Annotated in this window: 19 protein-coding genes, 1 pseudogene and 1 riboswitch; of the genes and pseudogenes, 12 read left to right on the top strand and 8 right to left on the bottom strand. The window is 60.6% G+C overall.

The genetic code is table 11. The features are described from left to right. Positions 1-124: pseudogene (locus tag HX812_RS22115) on the top strand (aromatic amino acid aminotransferase); the annotation flags it as partial. A gap of 148 nt (positions 125-272) precedes the next feature. Here the strand turns inward: HX812_RS22115 and ahcY are convergent. Next, positions 273-1,682 carry an adenosylhomocysteinase gene (gene ahcY / locus HX812_RS22110; protein WP_016977735.1) on the bottom strand — a complete coding sequence of 470 codons (1,410 nt, stop codon included), beginning with the start codon at positions 1,680-1,682 and terminating at the stop codon, positions 273-275. Positions 1,683-1,703: 21 nt separating this feature from the next. Further along, a riboswitch (S-adenosyl-L-homocysteine riboswitch) is annotated at positions 1,704-1,809 on the bottom strand. Between the two features lie 198 nt (positions 1,810-2,007). On the opposite strand from ahcY, the gene HX812_RS22105 reads away from it, so the two are divergent. The 3 genes from HX812_RS22105 to HX812_RS22095 all read left to right on the top strand — a co-directional run bounded on the left by HX812_RS22105 (position 2,008) and on the right by HX812_RS22095 (position 5,402). Further along, the gene (locus tag HX812_RS22105; protein WP_010207175.1) at positions 2,008-2,412 is read left to right on the top strand and encodes an acyl-CoA thioesterase; all 405 of its coding nucleotides are present in this window, start codon (positions 2,008-2,010) and stop codon (positions 2,410-2,412) included. A gap of 99 nt (positions 2,413-2,511) precedes the next feature. Then, a complete protein-coding gene (locus tag HX812_RS22100; RefSeq protein WP_038843260.1) occupies positions 2,512-4,443 on the top strand; it encodes a patatin-like phospholipase family protein in 1,932 nt (643 codons plus the stop codon). A gap of 71 nt (positions 4,444-4,514) precedes the next feature. Continuing rightward, positions 4,515-5,402, top strand: coding sequence for a formate/nitrite transporter family protein (locus HX812_RS22095; RefSeq protein ID WP_038843266.1), 888 nt, complete (start codon positions 4,515-4,517; stop codon positions 5,400-5,402). Here the strand turns inward: HX812_RS22095 and HX812_RS22090 are convergent. After that, positions 5,396-6,655: a sodium:proton antiporter gene (locus HX812_RS22090; RefSeq protein ID WP_177128188.1), complete on the bottom strand. Its 1,260-nt coding sequence runs from the start codon at positions 6,653-6,655 to the stop codon at positions 5,396-5,398. The two genes, HX812_RS22095 and HX812_RS22090, sit on opposite strands and share 7 nt — an antisense overlap. A gap of 193 nt (positions 6,656-6,848) precedes the next feature. On the opposite strand from HX812_RS22090, the gene HX812_RS22085 reads away from it, so the two are divergent. Continuing rightward, on the top strand, positions 6,849-7,235 hold the full coding sequence (locus HX812_RS22085; RefSeq protein ID WP_010207167.1) for an MAPEG family protein: 387 nt from the start codon (positions 6,849-6,851) through the stop codon (positions 7,233-7,235). Between the two features lie 128 nt (positions 7,236-7,363). Here the strand turns inward: HX812_RS22085 and HX812_RS22080 are convergent, their stop codons facing one another. Further along, positions 7,364-8,548: a murein transglycosylase A gene (locus HX812_RS22080; protein ID WP_038844685.1), complete on the bottom strand. Its 1,185-nt coding sequence runs from the start codon at positions 8,546-8,548 to the stop codon at positions 7,364-7,366. A gap of 129 nt (positions 8,549-8,677) precedes the next feature. On the opposite strand from HX812_RS22080, the gene HX812_RS22075 reads away from it, so the two are divergent. Then, on the top strand, positions 8,678-9,127 hold the full coding sequence (locus HX812_RS22075; protein ID WP_038844684.1) for a cytochrome c: 450 nt from the start codon (positions 8,678-8,680) through the stop codon (positions 9,125-9,127). A gap of 6 nt (positions 9,128-9,133) precedes the next feature. Here the strand turns inward: HX812_RS22075 and HX812_RS22070 are convergent, their stop codons facing one another. The 5 genes from HX812_RS22070 to HX812_RS22050 form a co-directional block, all read right to left on the bottom strand. After that, positions 9,134-9,526 carry a DUF1090 domain-containing protein gene (locus tag HX812_RS22070; protein ID WP_038844682.1) on the bottom strand — a complete coding sequence of 131 codons (393 nt, stop codon included), beginning with the start codon at positions 9,524-9,526 and terminating at the stop codon, positions 9,134-9,136. A gap of 39 nt (positions 9,527-9,565) precedes the next feature. After that, on the bottom strand, positions 9,566-11,230 hold the full coding sequence (gene ligB, locus HX812_RS22065) for an NAD-dependent DNA ligase LigB (protein WP_038844681.1): 1,665 nt from the start codon (positions 11,228-11,230) through the stop codon (positions 9,566-9,568). 95 nt (positions 11,231-11,325) lie between these two features. Continuing rightward, positions 11,326-11,676 carry a DUF1090 family protein gene (locus HX812_RS22060; protein ID WP_038844680.1) on the bottom strand — a complete coding sequence of 117 codons (351 nt, stop codon included), beginning with the start codon at positions 11,674-11,676 and terminating at the stop codon, positions 11,326-11,328. Between the two features lie 222 nt (positions 11,677-11,898). Beyond that, on the bottom strand, positions 11,899-13,089 hold the full coding sequence (gene metK, locus HX812_RS22055) for a methionine adenosyltransferase (RefSeq protein ID WP_028618258.1): 1,191 nt from the start codon (positions 13,087-13,089) through the stop codon (positions 11,899-11,901). Between the two features lie 18 nt (positions 13,090-13,107). After that, positions 13,108-14,103 carry a metalloregulator ArsR/SmtB family transcription factor gene (locus HX812_RS22050; protein ID WP_038844679.1) on the bottom strand — a complete coding sequence of 332 codons (996 nt, stop codon included), beginning with the start codon at positions 14,101-14,103 and terminating at the stop codon, positions 13,108-13,110. A 259-nt stretch (positions 14,104-14,362) separates the two neighbouring features. Here HX812_RS22050 and tkt point away from each other — a divergent pair, with 259 nt between their 5' ends. The 6 genes from tkt (at position 14,363) to fba (ending at position 20,567) form a co-directional block, all read left to right on the top strand. Next, positions 14,363-16,360, top strand: coding sequence for a transketolase (tkt, locus tag HX812_RS22045; RefSeq protein WP_038844678.1), 1,998 nt, complete (start codon positions 14,363-14,365; stop codon positions 16,358-16,360). Between the two features lie 141 nt (positions 16,361-16,501). Beyond that, the gene (gene epd, locus HX812_RS22040; protein WP_038847716.1) at positions 16,502-17,557 is read left to right on the top strand and encodes an erythrose-4-phosphate dehydrogenase; all 1,056 of its coding nucleotides are present in this window, start codon (positions 16,502-16,504) and stop codon (positions 17,555-17,557) included. 17 nt (positions 17,558-17,574) lie between these two features. Then, on the top strand, positions 17,575-18,738 hold the full coding sequence (locus HX812_RS22035) for a phosphoglycerate kinase (protein WP_025857657.1): 1,164 nt from the start codon (positions 17,575-17,577) through the stop codon (positions 18,736-18,738). 29 nt (positions 18,739-18,767) lie between these two features. After that, positions 18,768-18,995 carry a hypothetical protein gene (locus HX812_RS22030; RefSeq protein WP_038847714.1) on the top strand — a complete coding sequence of 76 codons (228 nt, stop codon included), beginning with the start codon at positions 18,768-18,770 and terminating at the stop codon, positions 18,993-18,995. A gap of 47 nt (positions 18,996-19,042) precedes the next feature. Next, positions 19,043-19,378, top strand: coding sequence for an MliC family protein (locus HX812_RS22025; protein ID WP_038847713.1), 336 nt, complete (start codon positions 19,043-19,045; stop codon positions 19,376-19,378). A gap of 124 nt (positions 19,379-19,502) precedes the next feature. After that, positions 19,503-20,567 (top strand): class II fructose-bisphosphate aldolase, encoded by a 1,065-nt coding sequence (gene fba, locus HX812_RS22020; protein WP_033897118.1) that lies wholly within the window; start codon positions 19,503-19,505, stop codon positions 20,565-20,567. Positions 20,568-20,635: the final 68 nt, after the last annotated feature.

Below are 20,635 nucleotides of genomic sequence, written 5' to 3'. Positions count from 1 at the left end.
GGTGAAGCAACTGCGCGAAAAGCACAGCGTGTATATGGTGAGTTCGGGGCGGGCCAACGTGGCGGGCATTGATGCGACACGCCTGACGTTGCTGGCTCAAGCCATTGCCGATGTCTCCAACTGAAGAAACCGAATCAAAACTGTGGGAGCGGGCTTGCTCGCGAATGCGGTAGGTCAGTTGATGAATATGTCGACTGACACACCGCATTCGCGAGCAAGCCCGCTCCCACATAAAGCCCGCTTCCCTTGAAAGGGAGCGGGCAGCAGGCATATCAGTAGCGGTAAGCGTGCGGCTTGAACGGACCTTCGACCGTCACGCCGATGTAGTCGGCCTGGGTCTTGGTCAGTTGAGTCACTACGCCGCCGAAGCCGCGGACCATTTCCAGGGCCACTTCTTCGTCGAGTTTCTTCGGCAATACTTCCACGGTCAGGCGCTCGGCTTTCTGGGCAGGCGACAGGTCGGCGTACTTCTGGCCGAACAGGAAGATCTGCGCCAGTACCTGGTTGGCGAACGAGCCGTCCATGATGCGGCTTGGGTGGCCAGTGGCGTTGCCCAGGTTAACCAGGCGGCCTTCAGCCAGCAGGATCAGGTAGTCGTCGTTCTGCGGGTCGAAATCGCCTGCACCGGTACGGTGAACCTTGTGTACCTGTGGCTTCACTTCTTCCCATGCCCAGTTTTTACGCATGAAAGCGGTGTCGATTTCGTTGTCGAAGTGGCCGATGTTGCAGACAACAGCACGCTTCTTCAGGGCCTTGAGCATGTTTGCGTCGCAAACATTCACGTTGCCGGTGGTGGTCACGATCAGATCGATCTTGCCCAGCAGCGCCTTGTCGATGCTCGCTTCGGTGCCGTCGTTCTGGCCGTTGATGAACGGCGAAACCACTTCGAAACCGTCCATGCAGGCTTGCATGGCGCAGATCGGGTCGACTTCGGAGACTTTAACGATCATGCCTTCCTGACGCAGGGACTGGGACGAACCCTTGCCCACGTCACCGTAGCCGATCACCAGGGCTTGCTTGCCCGACAGCAGGTGGTCGGTGCCGCGCTTGATGGCATCGTTCAGGCTGTGACGGCAGCCGTACTTGTTGTCGTTCTTGCTCTTGGTCACCGAGTCGTTGACGTTGATGGCCGGGATTTTCAGCTCGCCCTTGGCCAGCATGTCCAGCAGGCGGTGCACGCCGGTGGTGGTTTCTTCGGTCACACCGTGGACGCGGTCCAGGATCTGCGGGTACTTCTTGTGCAGCAACTCGGTCAGGTCGCCGCCGTCGTCGAGGATCATGTTGGCATCCCAAGGCGCGCCATCCTTGAGGATGGTTTGCTCCAGGCACCACTCGTACTCTTCTTCGGTCTCGCCTTTCCAGGCGAATACCGCGATACCGGCAGCGGCGATAGCGGCAGCGGCCTGGTCTTGAGTCGAGAAGATGTTGCAGGACGACCAACGCACTTCGGCACCCAGGGCAACCAGGGTTTCGATCAGCACGGCAGTCTGGATGGTCATGTGGATGCAGCCGAGGATCTTGGCGCCTTTGAGCGGCTGCTCAGCGGCGTACTTGCGGCGCAGACCCATCAGGGCAGGCATTTCGGATTCGGCGATAAAGGTTTCGCGACGGCCCCAGGCGGCGAGGGACATGTCGGCGACTTTGTAGTCGTTGAAATCTGCAGGCGTGTTTACTGCGCTCATGAAGAGCCTCCATTCGTAGTGTGCGAATGGGCGCCGTTGTGCGTTTAGTATCCAGCTGGCTAACCAGGCCGGACAACGCCCCATCCGAGCCTGACAGGTTGAACCTGCTGCAGCGCCCCTCGGACAGGTGGCGGGAGAACGGTATCAACTAGAGATGACCGTTTTGAAACGGCGCCGATTATAGCCGTGTGCGCCAGACTTCCCAAGCCTTTCCGTCGGCCATATGAAGATCGCTGATGGGGTTGATAGGCAATGGCGCATAGAGCTTGGGCCCAGGCTCTGCCATGATGTTGCCCATCATTTCGCAAGACGCTTTGGAGTGACCATGAACTTCCACACCCGCAAATGGGTAAAACCCGAAGACCTCAACCCCAACGGCACCCTGTTCGGTGGCAGCCTGCTGCGCTGGATCGACGAAGAAGCAGCGATCTACGCCATCGTCCAACTGGGCAACCAGCGCGTGGTGACCAAGTACATCTCCGAAATCAACTTCGTCAGCGCCTCGCGCCAGGGCGACATCATCGAACTGGGCATTACCGCTACCGAATTTGGTCGCACCTCCATCACCCTGACCTGTGAAGTGCGCAACAAGATCACGCGCAAAAGCATCCTCACGGTAGAGAAGATGGTCTTCGTCAACCTCGGTGAGGATGGCTTGCCAGCGCCCCACGGCCGCACCGAGATCCGGTACGTGAAGGACCAGTTCAAGGACGATAGCCTTCCCGAGTAACCCTGCTGCGCTTTGATTTGCTTTACCAAATCATTCCGCACGGATCTTTCCCAGGCGCTCTCATCACTCAGGACCACACCCTGTACAGAGAGCCCATGGATGAAAGTGTTTAACTCGATCACCAAGATTCAACCCTCAGTGACTGAAGAGGCGTATGCCCCGACCCAGCCAGCGGTGGAGACGCCGCTGGTGGAGGCGGAGGGCGCGCGCAATGTGACACTCATGCGTGATCAGCAGGGACGGGTGGACGTGTTTTTATCGGCCCCCCCTGTCACCAGCCTGGTACTCAGTGGGGGTGGCGCCAAGGGCATTGCTTTCTCGGGGGTGGTGCGGGCACTTGAGGACGCCCAGAAGCTGCAAGGTATCCAATCGATTTCCGGCTCATCTGCCGGTGCTATTTCAGCAGCACTGATTGCCAGTGGCATGGGGGCTGAAGCGTTCGACAAGTTGTCGGATGGTATCGATTTGCCAAGCCTGCTCAATAGCAAAGACGCCGTGACGGCTTGGATGCAGGATGCCAGTACGACACTGGGCAAGCTGGTTGGGCGCTTGCCCGGCGCTGTCGGCAGTACCTCTCAATTGTTGATGACCTTGCTGCCACGCCTGCAGACCGAGGCACTTCCCCTTGAAGAACTGATTCGCAATGAGTCGCGCCAGTCGATTCTGGGTCATATCGCGCAAACCCCTCGGGAAACCCGGTCGGCGCAAATCATGCGCATTGCTGACAGGTTGAGTGCCGGCGGCGCCCCTACGTTTGGCGATCTTGAGGTGCTGAGTCGGGATATACCTGCGATCAAGCAACTCAACATCACCGGCACCGGCATGTTTGCCGACCGTCCACAGCTGGTGGTGTTCAATGCGAGCCTGACGCCGCAGATGGACATCGCCAGGGCGGCGCATATTTCAGGCGCGTTGCCACTGGTGTTCAAGAGCCCGACGGAACAAGGGCACGGTTTCCAGGCTACAGCTGAAACCACCGCATTCAAGGACGGCGGCCTGCTGCTCAATACACCGGCGCCAGGTGTGGTGGATCGGGCGTTTCCCGAGAGCCCCCTGGCCAAGTCCGAAGCGTTGATCGTCAAGTTCGAGTCAGATGCCTCTGGTGAGCGAGCGCGCAGTGGCAGTTTTTTGAGCCACCTGGCAGATCGCATCACGGGCGTTGCGCATTCGGCTGCTGGGGCCTTCCAGGACAAAAAGCTCGAAGCGTTCGCCGAGCAGATCGTGACATTGCCCCTCAAGACTGAGAAAGGCGATTTTCGAGGCCTGCTCACGGGCACGGTCAACTTCACGATGCAGGATGAGCAGAAGCAACACCTGCAAGCGAAGGCGCGCCAGGCGGTAGACGCGCATTTGGAGCGTCGTACCACTGCACTTGAGCACCACGCTTTCCAATCGCTGGATGACGCCGTGTTGGCCATGGATGATTCAATGCTTGCCAGCGTGCAACCGACGCTGCAAAAAGACCCCGCCGCCTCGGATGTGCTGATGTTTCGGGAAAGCGCAAAACAGGCGTTGCAAGTCCTGGATGTCGCGATTGCCGAGGCTAACCAGGCACAAGGCGCGCTGGTGTTCACGCCGAGAATCTCATCGGCCCTGCGTAACCTCGACGCCCTGGCCGAGCGTCCGGAGCACATCGATTGGTTGGGGCGGCGCCTCAATGTCGCCCGTCAGCCCAATTTTCAGCAGTTGTTGCAAGCGGCGGCCAAGCAGATCGCAGGCGGTGCATTGCCGATGTCCAAGGTCATTGGCCGTGCTGTCGCTGAGATGAGCGTGCGTGATATTGCGACGAAAGCTGAAAACTTCACGCGTGAGGTGATCTACCCGTCGCTGTTCCGGCCCGGCCAGCCCGAGTCCAACGTTGAACTGTTGCGCCGTGCGGCCCAGGACCTGGCATGGGCCACCACACCCACCGAATTCAACCGGGTACTCGACACCCTCGTTGACAGTTACAAGGCACGCAACAAGCCTTGGGACAAGGCCTCCAGTTCCACCACCGTGGAGATGGCCAAGGCCTGGAAGCTAAAGGTTTAGTTGCCTGGCCACTGAACAGCCATCGCGGCGGCGTGTCGTAGCTACAGGCACCCCTTGGACTCCGGATGATCATGGCCACCGACAAATCAGGCAAAACCCCCAACCTGTCGCAGGAAGAGCAGCAGGACGTCGATAAAAACCAGCCGCCCCGCGCGGCGGTGCTGCATGAAATCATCCGCACCCAGGGCGACCAAGAGTTGGAGCGCAGCGTCGCCGCCTTGTGGTGGTCGGCGTTGGCAGCCGGGTTGACCATGGGACTGTCGCTGATGGCGATGGGGTTGCTCAACTCGCGCCTGCCAGATGGCGAAGCCTTCAAGGTGATCGCCAGCTTCGGTTACTGCGCAGGCTTCCTGGCGGTGATCCTCGCGCGTCAGCAGTTGTTCACCGAAAACACCCTGACGGCGGTGCTGCCGGTGATGAGCAAGCCCACCCTGGGCAACGCCGGGCGACTGTTGCGATTATGGACGGTGGTGTTGGTCGGCAACCTGTGCGGCACCCTGCTGGTGGCTTATGTGATGCTGCACCTGCCGATCTTCGATACCCGGACTGACCAGGCTTTCCTCGAAATCGGGCGCAAGATCATGGAAAACGACGCCAGCCAGATGTTCGCCAAAGGCATCATCTCCGGCTGGATGATCGCGACCATGGTGTGGATGATCCCGTCGATGGAAAGCGCCAAGATGTTCATCATCATCTTGGTCACTTACCTGATGGCGCTGGGGGACTTTACCCATATCGTGGTGGGGTCGGCGGAGGTGTCATACCTGGTGTTTGCCGGCGAACTGGCGTGGAAGGACTTCTGGCTGGTGTTCGCCGGGCCGACGCTGGCGGGCAATATCATTGGCGGCAGCTTTATCTTTGCGCTGATCAGCCATGCGCAGATTCGCAGCGAAAGCAGCCTGCCGGGCAAAAAGGCTGCGGACCCCAGGCATCCGCAGCGGATCGACAAGGATCAGTGAGCGTCGGATGCGGCCTGGGGCTCATCACGGGTCACGCGCTTGACCAGCTTGCCGATACTCAACCCCTGCAACAGGATCGACGACAGCACCACGATGTAGGTGATGCTCAGCAGCAGGTCACGCTCCGGGCCCAGCGGCAGTGCCAGGGCCAACGCTACCGACACACCACCACGCAAACCGCCCCAGGTGAGGATACGGATGGTGCCGCGTGGCACCGTGCGCCAGCGCCGTAGCAGCAGGATCGCCGGGGCCACCGTCAACAGGCGCGACAGCAGGATTGCCACGGCCAGCAGGCTGGCGGCGAATACGTGCAACCAGTTGAACGGCAAGAGCAGCAGCTCCATGCCGATCAGGGCGAACAGCAGGGCATTGAGCATGTCGTCGAGCAACTCCCAGAAACCGTCCAGGTAGCGGCGGGTCATGTCGTTCATCGCCAACTTGCGGCCCAGGTTGCCGATGATCAGACCGGCGACCACCATCGCAATCGGTGCCGAGACGTGCAGCTCGGTGGCCATCGCCGAGCCGCCGATTACCAGGGCGAGGGTCAGCATCACTTCGATCTGGTGCTGCTCGATGCTCTTGATCATCAGGTAGACCAAGTAGCCAATCAGACCGCCAAATACCACGCCGCCGATGGCTTCATGGGCGAACAGCAGGGCAGTGGCGCCGACGGTCGGGGTTTCGCCCAGTTGTGCGATGCCCAGCAACACGGTGAAGACCACGACAGCGGTACCGTCGTTGAGCAGTGATTCGCCCACGATAGTGGTCTTCAGCGGTTTCGAGGCATTGGCCGTACGCAACACACCCAGCACCGCAATCGGGTCGGTCGGCGAAATCAGCGCGCCGAACAGCAGGCAGTAAAGGAAGCTCACGTGCCAGCCAAACAGGGCGAAGATGTAATACGCCAGGCTGCCGATCACCACGGTCGCGATCAATACGCCGAAGGTCGCCAGCAGGCCGATGGGCCAGCGGTAGCTGCGCAGGTCGTTCAGGTTCACGTGCAAGGCACCGGCGAACAGCAGGAACGACAGCATCCAGTTCATCAGCAAATCGCCGAAGTCGATCTGGCCGATCAATTGCTGGATGCGCTCTTCCAGGCCTGGGTAACCGAGAACGCTCAACCCTTGCAGGATCAGCGAAAACACCAGGGCCGTGACCATCACACCGATGGTGGGCGGCAGGCCGATAAAGCGGAAATTCACATAGGTGAGCAGGGTGGTGAGGCAAATAAAGGCGGCGACAAGTTCAAGCATCCGGGGTCCTTGGAGGTTGGGTGGCAGTGCAGGGTTGGGTGGATGGACCGCGCCAGCGGCGCGATGTTGCAGGGCATTGGATAAAGCGCCATAGAACCTTTGGGCCAGCCAGGGCTCATAGCGGGTGAGTGCGGTTTGGTGTTTTTAGTGCTAAAACTCTAATCGCTGTTTAAAACTACAAAAGGAATGTGTGATGACGGTCGCTTTCTGGTGTGTGTTGATCGCAATTTTTCTACCTTACCTGTGCACAGGTGTGGCCAAGTTCAGCGGCGGCAAGTTCGGCCCACGGCAGAACCACGACCCTCGCGCTTTCCTGGACACCCTTGAAGGCTTTGCCAAGCGTGCCCACAGTGCCCAGCTCAACAGTTTCGAAGTCACGCCGGCCTTCGCGGCAGCAGTGATCATCGCGCACCTGGCGGGTACGGCCGAATTGGTGACCATCAATGTGCTGGCCGTGCTGTTTATCACCAGCCGCCTGCTGTACATCATTTGCTACCTGGCAGACTGGGCGATGCTGCGTTCGCTGGTGTGGTTCGTGGGGATGGCGTTAATTGCGAGTTTCTTCTTTGTCTCGATCTGACGGGTTGATGAAGATCCCCTGTGGGAGCGGGCTTGCTCGCGAATACGGAGTGCCAGTCAGTACATAGGTGGCTGATACACCGCATTCGCGAGCAAGCCCGCTCCCACATTTTGGATTTTCAGCGTCCCTTAGTTCCCCGCAGGCGCATCCGGCACCTGGGGCAACGCTGCACCCTTTGGCCACAACATCCAGATCTGCCCCTGCTGCTTCATGTTCCCAGCCAACTCACCCGCCGCATCGCCGGTGCCCCAGAACAGATCCGCGCGCACTTCACCCGTGATTGCGCCGCCGGTGTCCTGTGCGGCGACGGGCCGTGCGATCGGCGAACCATCCGGCTTGGTGGTCGACAGCCATAACAGACTGCCCAACGGAATCACCTTGCGATCCACCGCCACGCTGTAGCCAGCGGTCAATGGCACGTTCAAGGAACCGCGCGGGCCTTCATTGCTGTCGGGGCGCGCGCTGAAGAACACATAGCTGGGGTTGCTCGCCAGCAGTTCCGGTATGCGCTGCGGGTGCGCCTTGGCCCAGGCGCTGATGGCGCCCATGGTCACCTCTTCTTTCTTCAATTCGCCTTGTTCCACCAGCCAGCGGCCGATAGGACGATAGGGGTAGCCGTTCTGGTCGCCATAACCGACGCGCAGTTGGCGCCCACCCGCCAGTTGGATGCGCCCCGAGCCCTGGATTTGCAGGAACTGCAGGTCCATCGGGTCCGTCAGCCAGGCAATCGGTTTGGCCGTGGAGCCCTGGCCGTTGATAGCGCTGGCATCGTCGTAAGGCTTGAGCACACGACCTTCCAGGCGACCGCGCAGGCGCTTGCCCTTGAGTTCGGGGTAGATGCTTTCCAGGTTGACGATGATCAGGTCGTCCGGCACGCCGTATACCGGCACGTTGGCTTTGGCGGTTTTGGTCAGGCTGCCGGGGTAGACCGGTTCGTAATAGCCGGTGATCAAGCCGTTGGGCGTGTTGTCGGCAGAGCGCAGGCCGAACACATCCAGGCGCTCCTTGAGGAAGCCCCGCACCGCCGTAGCATTGGCGGGCACGGTCGCAGCGGCTGCGCACGTCGCACCCCAGATCGGGTCCGCCTTGAGGCGTTGGCAGGCGCTGCGCCATGATTCAAATCCGGCCAGCAAGTCGCTGTCGGACACCGCCGGTAACGCTTCCCACGGCGCATTGACATAAGTGGCGACGGCGTGGGGCTTGGGTGTTTCATCTTTGGCTGTTTCTTTGCCCGCATCGCAGCCGGCCAGCAGCGCGATCATCGGCAGAGCCCACGCCAGGCGGCGGCCCCAGGGTTTCAACGTGACATTCATACAAACAGTTCCTGAAGCGATTGCCCACGCCGCAGCGCTATTGGGCAACCCTTATTATTAATAGGGCTATTGGTCTTTACGGGCGGGGCGAGGATACTGGCCGCCGTTTCCCGTGACCTCGAAGCCACCATGACTTTTAAAAGACTGACCGTTGTATTGCTGGCCTGCCTGACGCTGTCCGCCTGTGGCGGCGTAGATCCCAATTCGCCGCTGGGCCAGCGCAAGGCGATCTTCAAGCAGATGCTCAAGACCGGCGAAGACCTGGGCGGCATGCTGCGCGGGCGCATCCCCTTCGACGGCGCTAAATTTGCCGAAGGCGCGGTCAAGCTGGATACGTTGTCCCATGAGCCGTGGAAGCATTTCCCGAGCGTGCGCGAGGAAGATCACACCAGCGCCAAGGACGATGTCTGGCAGAAGCAGGCGCAATTCCAGCAACTGGCCCGTGATCTTGAAGCGGCCACCGGTGAATTGGTGATCATCAGCCAAGTGCAGCCTTACAAGGCCAGCAACCTGGGGCCGGCGGTGCAGAAAGTCGAAGATGCCTGCAGCGCCTGCCATAAACAGTTCCGGGACCACTGACCGGTTTTACTGGTCGAGTTCTTCCACGGCGTCCTGCAGTTCTTTGCGGGACTCGGCGAGCTTGTCTTTGCGTTTGTTGATCTTGTCCGCATCGCCTTTTTTCATGGCCTTGTCGAGGTCGGCCTGACGGCGGCTGACTTCATGCTTGGCATCGAGCACCTTGTTTTCCCGCTCCTTCTTCAAGGACGCGTCGGTGCAGTTGGCGGTGACTTCGCTCAGGGCTTTTTCCAGACCCGCTTGTTGCGCACTGTTGCCGGCGGCCTTGGCCTGTTCGATCTGGGTGCTGATGGCTTGGCGCTTGGCGGCGCAGCCGGTGAGCTGTGGTGCTTGTTCGGCGGCCAGCAACGGTGTGGCCATGAAAGTTGCAACGGTCAGGGCAACGGGGGCTAGAAATTTCATGTGGGGCTCCAAGGTCGCAATCTGGTGGTCGGCTTGGGTTCAGAACCCGTCGATGCCGGCCACGCGTAATGTGTCTGCCAAGGCCTGTACTTGCGGGTCGCGGAAAAAAGCGCTCAATTGCGCCGCGCGGCCCGGGCCGATGCCATCGATGGCCAGCCAGGCCTGGGTGTCTCTGGCGACCAGCGTCTGCCAGTCGCCTTCCAGGTTGTTGCGTGCCGCAGGCGGTACACCCAAGGCTTTGAGCCATTGGGCAAAGGACCGTTGCCGCGCGCTGTCGAGGCTTTCGAGCACACGTGCGCGGCTGCGGTCACCGAAGCCCTCAATGTTAGCAAGCTCTGCCGCATCCAGGGTTAACCAATCGAGAAAGCCTGCGATTAGACCGGCCTGGATCAATACGTTCCAGGTTTCGCGACCTATATGGGGTAACGCAAGGCCTTGATTGCTGCTCAGCCAGGTGAGGCGCGCGAGTAACTGCTCTTCGCAGCCGGGGTCCAGTTGCCAGCAGCTCAAGGCATGGAAGTCCCGTGGGTCAGGCACTTTCAGGTCTGCCCTGTGGGTGTTTCGCAGGATGACTTCGTCCAGTCGAGGAATCACCTGGCCGGCCAGGCTGATGGATATCTGGTCGCCAGGGCGGATATCCAGCGCTTGCCAACGCTTCAGCGAACCGGTGCTCACCCGGCTGATCTGTCGGTCGTCCAGCCGCACGGGCTCCAGCTCCAGCATCGGGGTTATGCGTCCGGTGCGGCCGATCTTGAATTGCACGTTGCGCACCAGTGCCAGGGCCTTGCCTGCCGGGTACTTCCAGGCCGCCGCCCAATAGGGTTCGCTGGCTTGCCAGCGTTCGGCGGGCGCGCGCTGAGCCTGGTGCACCACCACCCCGTCGCTGGCGAATGGCAGTGGGTGGTTGTACCAATAGGCGCGCCAGTGCGTGGCTTCGGCGATGTCACGGATGGGTTGGCTGAAGCGACGACTGTCGGTGAAGCCCCAGCGCGCCAATGTGGCCAGGCGCTCGGTAAAGGAAGCTGGCCCCTTGGGCCATGCCCAGACAAACAGGCCAATGCCGCTGGCATCGGTGTCGCTCAGTTGCAGGCGGTTCATCAGGCCTGCCACTTTGCTGCGGGCATTAAGCCCGCCGTTAGCCGATTGCACATGGCCGTCGAGCCGCCAATAGAGTTCACCTTGCAGCACCAGGTCGATGGGGTCCGGCAACTGCTGGACAATGCCAGGGATCTTGCGTGCGGAGGCGGACCAGTCGTGGCCCATGAGGCCATCGCCCCGGCTGATGACTTGTCGCAGGCGACCTTTTTGATAGATCAGGGTCACCGCCACGCCATCCACCTTGGGCTGAATCCAGACATCTTCGCGTGTTCGCAGCCAGGCGCCGACGGCCTGTTCATCCTGCAGTTTCTCAAGACCTGTATGGGCAATGGGATGAGGCCGGGTGCCGCGTGAACTCGCCAGTGGCTTGTCGGGTTTCGTGGTGGCTTCGGGGAAGCATTGGCGCCAGTGGGCCAGGCGCTGGCGTGCCTGGTCATAGAGTTCATCGCTGACGGGGGATTGGTTGAGGCGATGGTAGCTGTCGTCCCAGAGGCGTATCTGTTCGGCCAGGGTGTTGACCTGTGCGCGGGCGGCGTCTGGGCATTCTTCGGCCCACCCACTAAGAGGTAAAAGGCTGAGTACAAGTGCTATCAGTAAAGGCATCATGAGCATCCTTGCCCGGAAAGGGCGCCCAGCCTAAATGATCCTCTCAGCCACAAAAAAGCCCCGACGCTGCGGGGCTTTTTACGGGGTGTTTCTATTTACTTGAACAGGCCGCCCAGGGCTTTCACGGCGTCGGGCTTATCGGCCTTGGCCTCCTGTGTTTGCTGCTTGGCGTCGGCTTTGGCCTGGGCTTCAGAAAGTTTGTCACAACCTTTGTTGATCTGGTCTTGCGCGGCTTTGAAGGCCTTCACTTTCAAGGTGTCTTTCTGTGCTTCGGCGGCATCGATCTTGGTTTGCAGATCTGCGGCTTGTTTCTGGCAGTCGCCGGAGTTGCCACCACCCAGTTGGGCGCTCAGGGCGCCGCTCAGTGCGCTCAGGTCGGCGGCGTTTACCGGCAGGGCGAACAGGCTGAGCAGCAGGGCGGAAGGGGCGAGCGTGGAAATGCGCATGAAAAACCTCAATGTTCGATTGCCTGCGCACTGATGAATCCCGGGCTGGCGCAGGGCAATATCCAAATAAGGTGAAGGGCCCGAGAGGGCGCGGATTCTAAGGGGCCATCATTGGGCCTGCAAGCTTTGGATCCAAAAACTGTGAAGGTCGTCGCGCCATCCGAGCGGCAATAAAAAGCCCCGCCGGATGAACCCGGCAGGGCTTTTGTGTACCGAGGGCGATTACAGGCCGGCGGCGGTCCGCAGGTCGTTGGCGCGGTCGGTTTTTTCCCAGGTGAAGGTGGTGAACGTGTCGTCGCCGACAGTCTTCTGCGCAGGGGTACGACCGAAGTGGCCGTAGGCTGCGGTTTCCTGGTACATCGGGTGCAGCAGGTCGAGCATGGTGGTGATCGCGTAAGGGCGCAGGTCGAAGATCTCACGCACCAGCTTCACAATCTTGTCATCGCTGATCTTGCCGGTGCCGAAGGTATTCAGCGAGATCGACGTAGGCTGGGCCACACCAATGGCGTAGGAAACCTGGATCTCGCAACGCTCGGCCAGGCCGGCCGCGACGATGTTCTTGGCCACGTAACGACCGGCGTAGGCCGCCGAACGGTCAACCTTGGATGGATCTTTACCGGAGAACGCGCCACCGCCGTGACGGGCCATGCCGCCGTAGCTGTCGACGATGATCTTGCGACCGGTCAGGCCACAGTCGCCCACCGGGCCGCCGATGATGAACTGGCCAGTCGGGTTGATGTGAAACTGAGTGTCTTTGCTCAGCAGTTCGGCCGGCAGCACGTGTTTGACGATCAGCTCCATCACGCCTTCGCGCAGGTCGGCGTAGGACACGTCCGGGTTGTGCTGGGTCGACAGCACGACAGCGTCGATGCCCACAACCTTGCCGCCTTCATAACGGCAGGTCACCTGGGACTTGGCGTCCGGACGCAGCCACGGCAGCAAGCCGGATTTACGCGCTTCGGCCTGACGCTGCACCAGCTGGTGCGAGAAGGTGATCGGTGCCGGCATCAGCACGTCGGTTTCGTTGCTGGCATAGCCGAACATCAGGCCCTGGTCGCCGGCGCCCTGATCTTCAGGCTTGGCACGGTCGACACCCTGGTTGATGTCCGGGGATTGCTTGCCGATGATGTTCATGACGCCGCAGGTCGCGCCGTCGAAGCCGACGTCGGAGCTGGTGTAGCCGATGTCGGTGATCACGTCACGAACGATCTGCTCCAGGTCAACCCAGGCGGTGGTGGTCACTTCGCCGGCGATGATCGCTACACCGGTTTTCACCAGAGTCTCGCACGCCACACGGGCGAACTTGTCTTCAGCAATGATCGCGTCCAGCACCGCGTCGGAAATCTGGTCGGCGATTTTGTCCGGATGCCCTTCAGACACGGACTCGGAGGTGAAAAGGGAGTATTCGCTCATCTCGATGTTTTCCTGATTTTACCGATGGTGAGTGTCGCCAGCCGGCCGCTGAAAATGGCGGACCTGGATCTGGAAACCATTACGTAAACCTACATAGAGGCTTTCCCCGGGAACGAGTCCCGCAGCGGTGGCCCAACGGGCCAGATCATCCTGTTCAAAACCCAACCAGAGATCACCGCAGGCCTCCCTGGCCCAATTCTGGTTGTGGCTGCATAAATCCGTAACCAACAGGCTACCGCCGGGGTGCAGCAGCCCGGCCATTTGCTTGAGGGCGTCGGCGGGGGCGGCGAAATGGTGCAAGACCATGTTCAGCACCACGCAGTCGGCCTTTAACGTTGTGTTGTTCAGCGCGTCCGCCAACTGCAGGCTGACATTGCCCAGCGACTCGCGCTCACACAGCTGGCGGGCCAGTTCGAGCATCGCCGGGCTGTTGTCCAGCGCGGTGACTTGCTGGAAGCGCCGCGCCAGTTCCGGCAGGAAACCGCCGTCGCCTGGGCCGACTTCCAGTGCCGTGGCCTCTTCACTGAAGCTCAGCTTGTCGAGCAGCGCCAATACGCTGTCGCGGTATTGAGGGAGGCCCGCGATCAGGTCCTGCTGGGCGCGAAACTTCTCGGCAACCCGTGCGAAAAAATCCTGGCTCGCGGCAGCGCGTTGCCCATGGACCTGGCCGATACGCGACTGTACGTCGCCCGGCAGGTTCAGGTTATCCACCTCTTCGAGCAAGGCCGCGTGCAGCTTGCCGCCCAGCAGTTCGGTATGGGGCAGGGCGCGGCGGTAGAAAATTGCGTTGCCTTCACGGCGAGTCGCCACCAGGTCGGCCTGGGCCAGCACCTTCAAGTGGTGGCTCATGCCGGACTGGCCGATGGCAAATATCTGCGCCAGTTCCAGTACGCCGAAGGAATCGTTGGCCAGTGCGCGCAACACGTTCAAACGCAACGGATCGCCAGCGGCCTTGCACAAGGCTGCCAGTTCATCGCCGTCGTCGGGGCGCAGTGAGGGCATGGGTAGATTCATAAGGCCAGCAGTCTAGTGACGGGGGGAATGCATCGCAAGGGCAATATCAAAAAGTTTTGATATTGATCGATAAGTGGCGGTTATAAGCCGCCGCTATAACCTTTAGACGAATCGGTTAAAGGTTTCTGCAAGGGATTGATGCCCAAAGCACAGGAAAAACGTCCTCAAGTGACTATCTGTCATTGCCCGCAGGCGGTGGCTGAGGGAAAATGCCGGTCCTTTTTTCCGTTTCTTTTCAGCAAACCCCAGGAGATCAGCGATGCCCAGCCGTCGTGAGCGTGCCAACGCCATTCGTGCCCTCAGCATGGATGCCGTGCAAAAAGCCAACAGCGGCCATCCCGGTGCCCCGATGGGCATGGCGGATATCGCCGAGGTACTTTGGCGTGACTACCTGAAACACAACCCGAGCAACCCGTCGTTCGCCGACCGTGACCGCTTCGTGCTGTCCAACGGCCATGGCTCGATGCTGATCTACTCGCTGCTGCACCTGACCGGCTACGACGTCACCATCGATGACCTGAAAAGCTTCCGTCAACTGCACAGCCGTACCCCGGGCCACCCGGAATTCGGCTACACCCCTGGCGTGGAGACCACCACCGGTCCCCTGGGCCAAGGCCTGGCCAACGCTGTTGGCTTCGCGCTGGCTGAAAAAGTCCTGGGTGCGCAGTTCAACCGCACCGGCCACAACATCGTCGATCACCACACCTATGTGTTCCTGGGTGATGGCTGCATGATGGAAGGCATTTCCCACGAAGTCGCTTCCTTGGCCGGCACCCTGGGCCTGGGCAAGCTGATCGCTTTCTACGATGACAACGGCATCTCCATCGACGGCGAAGTCGAAGGCTGGTTCACCGATGACACCCCGAAGCGTTTCGAAGCCTACAACTGGCAGGTGATCCGCAACGTCGACGGCCACGATCCGGAAGAGATCAAGACCGCCATCGACACCGCCCGCAAGAGCGCGCAGCCGACCCTGATCTGCTGCAAAACCACCATCGGTTTCGGTTCGCCGAACAAGCAGGGCAAAGAAGACTGCCACGGCGCCCCACTGGGTGACGCGGAAATCGCCCTGACCCGTGAAGCCCTGAAGTGGAACCACGGCCCGTTCGAAATCCCGGCCGACATCTACGCCGAATGGGATGCCAAGGAAAAAGGCCTGGCGGCCGAAGCCGAGTGGGACCAGCGTTTCGCGGCCTACTCTGCCGAGTTCCCTGAGTTGGCCAACGAGCTGGTACGCCGCCTCGCCGGTGACCTGCCTGCCGACTTCTCGGAAAAAGCCTCGGCCTACATCGCCGAAGTCGCGGCCAAGGGCGAGACCATCGCCAGCCGTAAAGCCAGCCAGAACACCCTGAACGCCTTTGGCCCGCTGCTGCCTGAGATCCTCGGCGGTTCGGCCGACCTGGCCGGTTCCAACCTGACCCTGTGGAAAGGCTGCAAAGGCGTGTCGGCTGAAGACGCCAGCGGCAACTACATGTACTACGGCGTACGTGAGTTCGGCATGAGCGCCATCATGAACGGCGTGTCCCTGCACGGTGGCCTGGTGCCTTACGGCGCGACCTTCCTGATGTTCATGGAATACGCCCGCAACGCCGTGCGCATGGCCGCGCTGATGAAGAAGCGCGTGATCCACGTGTACACCCACGACTCCATCGGTTTGGGTGAAGACGGCCCAACGCACCAGCCGGTCGAGCAACTGACCAGCCTGCGTACCACGCCGAACCTGGATTGCTGGCGCCCTGCCGATGCGGTGGAATCCGCCGTGGCCTGGAAACACGCCATCGAGCGTAAGGACGGCCCTTCGGCGCTGATCTTCTCGCGTCAGAACCTGCAGCACCAAGTGCGTACCGACGCGCAGATCGCCGACATCAGCCGTGGCGGCTACGTGCTCAAGGACTGCATCGGCGAGCCGGAGCTGATCCTGATCTCCACCGGTTCCGAAGTGGGCCTGACTGTTCAGGCGTACGACAAGCTGACTGCCCAAGGCCGCAACGTACGCGTTGTGTCCATGCCGTGCACCAGCGTGTTCGAAGCCCAGGACGCCGGCTACAAGCAATCGGTGCTGCCGTTGCAGGTCAGCGCGCGCATTGCCATCGAAGCGGCGCATGCCGACTACTGGTACAAGTACGTGGGCCTGGAAGGCCGCGTGATTGGCATGACCACCTACGGTGAGTCGGCGCCGGCGCCAGCGTTGTTCGAAGAGTTCGGTTTCACCCTGGAAAACATCCTGGGTCAGGCTGAAGAGCTGCTGGAAGACTAAGGCTGTAAATTGAGGTGGCTGTACTGACGCCTTCGCGAGCAAGCCCGCTCCCACATTAGATCGCGGTCTAAATGTGGGAGCGGGCTTGCTCGCGAAAGCGGTCTGACAGCCACCCCGTTACCCAAGGTAATCGAGAACCCCATGCCTCAACCGCGTCCCTACAAAGTTGCACTCAACGGCTACGGCCGCATTGGTCGTTGCGTCTTGCGTGCTCTGTTCGAGCGAGGGGCGGCGGCCGGGTTTGAAATTGTCGCGATCAATGATCTGGCTGACATGGCCAGCATCGAATACCTGACACGCTTTGACTCCACCCACGGCCGCTTTCCAGGCGAAGTGCGGGTCGAGGGCGATTGTCTGCACATTAATGGCAACTGCGTGCAGGTCCTGCGCAGTGCCACCCCCGAAGGCATCGACTGGAAAGCACTGGGCGTCGACCTGGTGCTGGAATGTTCCGGTGTCTATCACACCCGTGCCGATGGCCAGCGTTTCCTCGACGCCGGTGCACCGCGTGTGCTGTTTTCCCAGCCGATGGCCAGCGAAGCGGATGTCGACGCCACCATCGTCTACGGCATCAACCAGGATTGCCTGACCGGTGCCGAGTTGCTGGTGTCCAACGCTTCCTGCACCACCAACTGCAGCGTGCCGCTGTTGCGCTTGCTGGATCAGGCGATCGGCCTGGACTACGTGTCGATCACCACGATCCACTCGGCGATGAACGACCAGCCGGTGATCGACGCCTACCACCACGAAGACCTGCGCCGTACGCGTTCGGCGTTCCAGTCGGTGATTCCGGTGTCCACCGGCCTGGCGCGCGGCATCGAGCGACTGCTGCCGGAACTTGCCGGGCGAATCCAGGCCAAAGCCGTACGGGTGCCGACGGTGAACGTGTCCTGTTTGGACATCACCATGCAAACCGTCAGCGATACCGATGCGACGGAGGTCAACCGGATCCTGCGCGACGCCGCCACCAGCGGCCCGCTCAAGGGCCTTTTGGCCTACACCGAATTGCCCCACGCCAGTTGTGATTTCAACCACGACCCGCATTCGGCGATTGTCGATGCCAGCCAGACCCGCGTTTCCGGCCCAAGGCTGGTAAATATCCTGGCCTGGTTCGACAACGAATGGGGTTTTGCCAACCGCATGCTGGATGTTGCGGAACATTATCTGCACATCGCCTCTAAACAACCTCAACAGTAATTCAGGAACTGCGACCCATGACCGTGTTGAAGATGACCGACCTCGATCTGCAAGGTAAGCGCGTACTGATCCGCGAAGACCTCAACGTCCCAGTCAAGGACGGTGTTGTCACCAGCGATGCGCGAATCCTGGCCTCGCTGCCGACCATCAAGCTGGCCCTGGAAAAAGGCGCGGCCGTGATGGTCTGCTCCCACCTGGGTCGTCCGACCGAAGGTGAGTTCTCCGCCGAAAACAGCCTCAAGCCTGTTGCCGATTACCTCAGCAAAGCCCTGGGCCGTGACGTGCCGCTGGTGGCTGATTACCTGGGTGGCGTTGACGTTAAAGCCGGCGACATCGTGCTGTTCGAAAACGTGCGCTTCAACAAGGGCGAGAAAAAGAACAGCGACGAACTGGCCCAGCAATATGCGGCGCTGTGCGACGTGTTCGTGATGGACGCGTTCGGCACCGCTCACCGCGCCGAAGGCTCGACCCACGGCGTGGCCAAGTTCGCCAAGGTTGCCGCTGCCGGCCCATTGCTGGCCGCTGAACTGGACGCACTGGGCAAGGCGTTGGGCGCTCCGGCCCAGCCAATGGCGGCCATCGTGGCTGGCTCCAAGGTGTCCACCAAGCTGGACGTGCTCAACAGCCTGAGCCAGATCTGCAACCAACTGATCGTTGGCGGCGGCATCGCCAACACCTTCCTGGCCGCAGCCGGTCACCCGGTGGGCAAGTCCCTGTACGAGCCGGACCTGCTGGACACCGCCCGCGCCATCGCCGCCAAGGTCAGCGTGCCATTGCCGGTCGACGTGGTGGTCGCCAAGGAATTTGCCGAAAGCGCCGAAGCCACCGTCAAGCTGATCGCTGATGTGGCCGCCGACGACATGATCCTGGATATCGGCCCGCAAACCGCAGCCAACTTCGCCGAACTGCTGAAAGCTTCGCAGACCATCCTGTGGAACGGTCCGGTCGGTGTTTTCGAATTCGACCAGTTCGGCAACGGCACTAAAGTGCTGGCCAAAGCCATCGCTGAAAGCTCGGCATTCTCGATTGCTGGCGGTGGCGACACCCTGGCGGCCATCGATAAATATGGCGTTGCTGACCAAATCTCCTACATTTCTACCGGTGGCGGCGCGTTCCTCGAATTCGTCGAAGGCAAAGTACTGCCCGCCGTGGAAGTGCTGGAAACCCGAGCCAAAGGCTGAGGCTCGTGATCCGGAAAAGGAGTGTTCCCATGATCAAGTCGTTGGCAATGGTGATCGCAGCGGGCCTGTTGGCCGGCTGCGGCAGCACGCCAAACGCAGCGCCGGACGCTGGCAAGCCTGCAGCGCAGCAAAAAAAGAGCTGCTACCAGGCGGACTGGCAAGCCGAGACCATGCCGGTGATCAACAAGCGCATCGGCAACGAACGGCTGGAGAAATACGACGCCGCGCCCAACGGTCAGGAACAGGGTTGCCCTTGACGGGTCTGATCAACTGGCGGCCATCGGTCGCCTCACGAGGATTGGCAATGAAAGGCGTTTTCGCCCTGGCAGCCCTGGCCCTGTTGGCCGGCTGCAGCAGCATGAACATGTTCAGCAACAAGGCAGAAACTGCCGACAAGTGGACCACCTGGACCTGCGACAGCAAGGCTGAGGTCAACTGGCGCTTTGCCAACCCGGCTAAATCTGAAGTCGATGTGCGCCTCGGCGGCTCCGACCAGGTTTACCGCTTGAAACAGGACGTCGCCGCCTCGGGCGTGCTGTATGCCAACGACCAATTGGCGTTTCACACAAAAGGTGAGGAAGGCCTGATTTACTGGGTTGCCACCGATGATTTGATCGGGCGCGGCTGCAAAGCGCAGTAAGCCTGACAGCAATAACGATTCAGCAAGCCAGGCATGCAAACCCTGACCTGCAATAACTTGAATAGCAGCCGCCGCTACGGCAGGCTTGCACGATTAACGACCCTCGACCGGGAGAGACAACACAATGGCACTTATCAGCATGCGTCAAATGCTGGACCACGCAGCCGAGTTCGGCTACGGCGTCCCAGCCTTTAACGTCAACAACCTTGAGCAGATGCGCGCCATCATGGAAGCCGCTGACAAGACCGACTCCCCCGTGATCGTCCAGGCTTCGGCCGGTGCCCGCAAATACGCCGGCGCGCCGTTCCTGCGTCACCTGATCCTCGCGGCCATCGAAGAATTCCCGCACATCCCGGTGTGCATGCACCAGGACCACGGCACCAGCCCTGACGTGTGCCAGCGCTCCATCCAACTGGGCTTCAGCTCGGTGATGATGGACGGCTCCCTCGGCGAAGACGGCAAGACCCCGACCGACTACGAGTACAACGTACGCGTCACCCAACAAACCGTGGCCATGGCCCACGCCTGCGGCGTATCGGTTGAAGGCGAGCTGGGCTGCCTGGGTTCCCTGGAAACCGGCATGGCCGGCGAAGAAGACGGCATCGGCGCTGAAGGCGTGCTGGATCACAGCCAGATGCTGACCGATCCGGAAGAAGCCGCTGACTTCGTGAAAAAGACCCAAGTTGATGCCCTGGCTATCGCCATCGGCACCAGCCACGGCGCCTACAAGTTCACCAAGCCACCGACCGGCGACGTACTGGCCATCGACCGCATCAAGGAAATCCACAAACGCATCCCCAACACCCACTTGGTGATGCACGGCTCTTCCTCGGTGCCGCAAGAGTGGCTGGCGATCATCAACCAGTACGGCGGCGACATCAAAGAAACCTACGGCGTACCGGTTGAAGAAATCGTCGAAGGCATCAAGCACGGCGTGCGCAAGGTCAACATCGACACCGACCTGCGTTTGGCGTCCACCGGTGCGATGCGTCGCCTGATGGCCACCAACCCGAGCGAGTTTGACCCGCGCAAGTTCTTTGGCGCGACTGTGACGGCGATGCGTGATGTGTGTATCGCGCGTTATGAAGCGTTTGGTACTGCGGGTAACGCTTCGAAGATCAAGCCGGTTTCGTTGGAAGCGATGTATCAGCGGTATTTGAAGGGTGAGTTGAACGCTAAGGTTAATTAAATTTTTGTGTTAATAAAAACCCGCAGAGATGCGGGTTTTTTAATTAATAAATCTACGTGAACACATGC

Origin of the sequence: Pseudomonas sp. IPO3749 (assembly GCF_013386605.1) — a bacterium.
Taxonomy (GTDB): Bacteria; Pseudomonadota; Gammaproteobacteria; order Pseudomonadales; family Pseudomonadaceae; genus Aquipseudomonas; species Aquipseudomonas azotoformans_A.
This window is presented reverse-complemented; position numbering and strand designations above follow the sequence as displayed.

What these genes read in the sequence shown, in the direction of transcription:
- ahcY (WP_016977735.1), bottom strand. Translation starts at nt 1,682, where the DNA reads ATGAGCGCAGTAAACACGCCTGCAGATTTCAACGACTACAAAGTCGCC.
- HX812_RS22105 (WP_010207175.1), top strand. Translation starts at nt 2,008, where the DNA reads ATGAACTTCCACACCCGCAAATGGGTAAAACCCGAAGACCTCAACCCC.
- HX812_RS22100 (WP_038843260.1), top strand. Translation starts at nt 2,512, where the DNA reads ATGAAAGTGTTTAACTCGATCACCAAGATTCAACCCTCAGTGACTGAA.
- HX812_RS22095 (WP_038843266.1), top strand. Translation starts at nt 4,515, where the DNA reads ATGGCCACCGACAAATCAGGCAAAACCCCCAACCTGTCGCAGGAAGAG.
- HX812_RS22090 (WP_177128188.1), bottom strand. Translation starts at nt 6,655, where the DNA reads ATGCTTGAACTTGTCGCCGCCTTTATTTGCCTCACCACCCTGCTCACC.
- HX812_RS22085 (WP_010207167.1), top strand. Translation starts at nt 6,849, where the DNA reads ATGACGGTCGCTTTCTGGTGTGTGTTGATCGCAATTTTTCTACCTTAC.
- HX812_RS22080 (WP_038844685.1), bottom strand. Translation starts at nt 8,548, where the DNA reads ATGAATGTCACGTTGAAACCCTGGGGCCGCCGCCTGGCGTGGGCTCTG.
- HX812_RS22075 (WP_038844684.1), top strand. Translation starts at nt 8,678, where the DNA reads ATGACTTTTAAAAGACTGACCGTTGTATTGCTGGCCTGCCTGACGCTG.
- HX812_RS22070 (WP_038844682.1), bottom strand. Translation starts at nt 9,526, where the DNA reads ATGAAATTTCTAGCCCCCGTTGCCCTGACCGTTGCAACTTTCATGGCC.
- ligB (WP_038844681.1), bottom strand. Translation starts at nt 11,230, where the DNA reads ATGATGCCTTTACTGATAGCACTTGTACTCAGCCTTTTACCTCTTAGT.
- HX812_RS22060 (WP_038844680.1), bottom strand. Translation starts at nt 11,676, where the DNA reads ATGCGCATTTCCACGCTCGCCCCTTCCGCCCTGCTGCTCAGCCTGTTC.
- metK (WP_028618258.1), bottom strand. Translation starts at nt 13,089, where the DNA reads ATGAGCGAATACTCCCTTTTCACCTCCGAGTCCGTGTCTGAAGGGCAT.
- HX812_RS22050 (WP_038844679.1), bottom strand. Translation starts at nt 14,103, where the DNA reads ATGAATCTACCCATGCCCTCACTGCGCCCCGACGACGGCGATGAACTG.
- tkt (WP_038844678.1), top strand. Translation starts at nt 14,363, where the DNA reads ATGCCCAGCCGTCGTGAGCGTGCCAACGCCATTCGTGCCCTCAGCATG.
- epd (WP_038847716.1), top strand. Translation starts at nt 16,502, where the DNA reads ATGCCTCAACCGCGTCCCTACAAAGTTGCACTCAACGGCTACGGCCGC.
- HX812_RS22035 (WP_025857657.1), top strand. Translation starts at nt 17,575, where the DNA reads ATGACCGTGTTGAAGATGACCGACCTCGATCTGCAAGGTAAGCGCGTA.
- HX812_RS22030 (WP_038847714.1), top strand. Translation starts at nt 18,768, where the DNA reads ATGATCAAGTCGTTGGCAATGGTGATCGCAGCGGGCCTGTTGGCCGGC.
- HX812_RS22025 (WP_038847713.1), top strand. Translation starts at nt 19,043, where the DNA reads ATGAAAGGCGTTTTCGCCCTGGCAGCCCTGGCCCTGTTGGCCGGCTGC.
- fba (WP_033897118.1), top strand. Translation starts at nt 19,503, where the DNA reads ATGGCACTTATCAGCATGCGTCAAATGCTGGACCACGCAGCCGAGTTC.